2 protein-coding genes and 1 pseudogene are annotated in these 2,433 nt (G+C 58.0%); 1 reads left to right on the top strand and 2 read right to left on the bottom strand.

Going from position 1 to position 2,433, the window contains the following annotated elements:
• Nucleotides 1-143: 143 nt before the first annotated feature.
• Together ACGVKB_RS07445 and gap are read right to left on the bottom strand one after the other, a co-directional pair.
• On the bottom strand, nucleotides 144-1,025 hold the full coding sequence (locus tag ACGVKB_RS07445) for a GNAT family N-acetyltransferase (protein ID WP_392350689.1): 882 nt from the start codon (nucleotides 1,023-1,025) through the stop codon (nucleotides 144-146).
• A gap of 26 nt (nucleotides 1,026-1,051) precedes the next feature.
• Nucleotides 1,052-2,053 (bottom strand): type I glyceraldehyde-3-phosphate dehydrogenase, encoded by a 1,002-nt coding sequence (gap, locus tag ACGVKB_RS07450; protein ID WP_392350691.1) that lies wholly within the window; start codon nucleotides 2,051-2,053, stop codon nucleotides 1,052-1,054.
• Between the two features lie 257 nt (nucleotides 2,054-2,310).
• Here gap and ACGVKB_RS07455 point away from each other — a divergent pair.
• A pseudogene (locus tag ACGVKB_RS07455) lies at nucleotides 2,311-2,433 on the top strand (photosystem II q(b) protein); the annotation flags it as partial.

Here is a 2,433-nt window from a genome sequence, read left to right on the forward strand (position 1 = left end):
TCCTGTGGCTCTGCAGGCACCTGCCATCGGTTGATCTGGAATCAACCTGTTCCTTCTGGAACAGAACAAACGATTCAGATCAACTGAATCGGAAAGCCCCCGCCTCACGGCGGGGGCTTTTTGTTGTCTGGTGCGACAACGTCTTAGCCCAGTTCCAGACAGGCCAGGCCAAACACGGCATCGTTATGCAGTGGTTTGACAGTGCCGCGATACATCCGGGTTGTGGCTGACACCTGCTTGAAGCCCAGGCTCGACAACACCATCGCTGCGCTTTGGTTGGTGGCCGGCGAATCAATCAGAACAACGCCGGGATGATCGATCAGAAGACGGTCAAGAAGGACGCGGGCGAGCTCAGCGCTGTCCGCGAGAATCGGTCCAATCCTCCAGCCCTCGGCAATGGGAAGCAGGCATGGGCGGATGCGAGCGAAACCATGGCATTGCCCTGCGTTGTCCATCAGGGTCATCACATCCCCTGCTGGATGGGAGAGCCACTGCGTCAAAAAGTGGTGTCTCGGTGTGGCCTCCCGTTTGGCGTCGTACTCATGGACAGCCTCCATCGTGAGATTGACCCCCCGGATGACCTCAAGACCTGACTGATCAGCTCTGTGCTGCACATTGGCTTCGGGATGACGGTTGTGCAGTTGCCATCGGATGGTTTTCGCATCACTGCGGAACCCCCATTCCCCGTAGTGATCGATCAGTTTGGGCGCTGCCTCCAGACCAATGCAGTCCACGTCACTGAGGTGGTTCAGAGCCGTCTCCCAGAGCTGATGGCCATGGCCATGGCCACGAAAATCACGCTGAACGATGTAGAGACCAATGAATCCAAAGCACTGGTTGTACTTCACGCCGGCGATACAGCCGACCGGAGTGTCCCCCTGCCAGCCCAGCCAGATTCCCTGACGATCGGTGTTTCGGTAGATCGTGATATCGCCGATTCCAGGAGCAAAATCCTCGAGCCGTGCCCAATTGACCACGGTCGGAATGTCGGAGTCCTGCAGTGGTCGGATCTGCAGATCGGACATGGAGGTTGTTTTGCTCTCGATTGGGTTTAGACGCTTTTCTCCATGTGCTGCATCAGTTCAAGGCACTTCGAGCTGTAGGCCCACTCGTTGTCGTACCAGGCGATCAGTTTCATGAAACGGTCGTTGAGTTGCATGCCGGCGCCAGCATCAAAGACAGACGTACAGCTCTCTCCAAGCAGGTCATTGGACACGACCGGATCATCGGTGTAGCCAAGGATTCCAGCCAAGGGCCCTTCGGCGCTGGACTTCATCACGGACTTGATCGCGTCGTAGCTGGTCGATGAGGCCAGGTTCACCGTCAGGTCGACGACGGAGACGTCCGGGGTTGGAACACGAAAGGCCATTCCGGTGAGCTTTCCGTTCAGTTCCGGGATCACGCGGCCTACAGCTTTGGCTGCACCGGTGGAACTGGGGATGATGCTTTGTCCGGCACCACGTCCGCCGCGCCAATCTTTCAGAGATGGGCTGTCCACAGGTTTCTGAGTTGCCGTTGTGGCATGAACCGTGGTCATCAGCCCGCTGACGATGCCGAAGTTGTCGTGGATCACCTTGGCCATGGGAGCCAGGCAGTTGGTGGTGCAGCTGGCGTTCGAAACGATGTCCTGCCCCTCATAGCTCTCATGGTTGACTCCCATCACGAACATCGGGGTGTCGTCCTTCGAGGGCGCACTCATCACCACGCGCCGCGCTCCGGCATTGATGTGGGCCCGGGCGCTGTCGTCAGTGAGAAAAAATCCGCTGCTTTCCAGCACATAGTCGACACCCAGGTCGCCCCAGCGCAGGTCGTTGGGGTCGCGTTCCGAGGTGGTGCGAACCACCTTTCCATTCACGATCAGATGGCCATCCTCAACGACCACTTCACCGGAGAAGCGACGGTGGGTGGAGTCGTAGCGGAGCAGATACGCCAGGTAGTCGACGTTGATCAGGTCGTTGATGCCCACGACTTCCACCTCTGGATTGGCAACGGCCTGACGAAAGGCGAGGCGACCGATTCGACCGAAACCGTTGATCCCAACCCGGATAGTCACGTCGAGCAGCGTCTGATATCAACTTGTTTATAGGGGCGTTCCACGACTTTGTTCGCCCCCCTTTTTGGGACGCCCACAAATCCGAGGCCTCCCCAGAGCCGACGAGGTGTGATCAGCTGAGCTGATGGGAGGGATCAGGAGATCTCAGGGGTGGTAGCGGTGCGTGGAGCGCAAACTTCCTTTACATTTCTTCTGTCGGGTTAACCGACCTTTCTTATTGCCGCCGGGATTCGTCCCAAAGGCTGTTTTCCGTTCTCATGACCACCACCCTCCAGCAGCGCTCCGGCGCTTCCAGCTGGCAGGCCTTCTGTGAGTGGGTCACCTCCACCAACAACCGTCTGTATGTCGGTTGGTTCGGTGTGCTGATGATCCCAACTCTG

Source organism: Parasynechococcus sp. (assembly GCF_042954325.1).
Taxonomy (GTDB): Bacteria; Cyanobacteriota; Cyanobacteriia; order PCC-6307; family Cyanobiaceae; genus Parasynechococcus.